Origin of the sequence: Pseudomonas sp. SB113 (genome assembly GCF_040754745.1) — a bacterium.
Taxonomy (GTDB): Bacteria; Pseudomonadota; Gammaproteobacteria; order Pseudomonadales; family Pseudomonadaceae; genus Aquipseudomonas; species Aquipseudomonas grimontii.
Window position 1 is genome coordinate 1 of sequence record NZ_JBFMHW010000190.1, and the last position, 438, is coordinate 438.

General features: G+C 56.4%; 1 pseudogene. It reads right to left on the reverse strand.

Features of this window, described 5'->3' with window-relative positions:
- Window positions 1-46 precede the first annotated feature (46 nt).
- Window positions 47-438, reverse strand: a pseudogene (locus tag AB1462_RS32105) (transposase); the annotation flags it as partial.

A 438-nucleotide genomic window follows, 5' to 3' on the forward strand; every position in this document is an offset into this window, starting at 1 on the left:
GTGCGAGGATCAGCAAATGTGCGGGATTCGGTCTTTGATCGACCGCTTATTTGGTTGCTCCCGTCGAGGCTTGGCAACGAACGGATTTCGGGCGTCCGCAGGCAAGTATTCGGTTAAGGATGGCGACGTCGATCGCAGCCTCTGTCTGTTGAGCAAGGAATGACCGAGCGCGCAAACTCGGTCCAATGACGCCTTTGTATCGACCCATCGCGGTTTCAACCAAAGCTCGTTTGCCATAGCCGGTAGATGCCTGCCATTTCAGCCGGCCATCTATCTGCACGGAGGCGATGTGGTCGTCTCTCTGGTAGGACGCTCGGGCGTTGGGTTGTTTAATTGCGTTCGAGCGTGGTGGAATGACGACCTTTGCGCCTGGGCTGTGACCAGGACAGCGTAATAGGTTGGGGTGCTATCATACGCGCCATCGGCAGTAAAATGGCC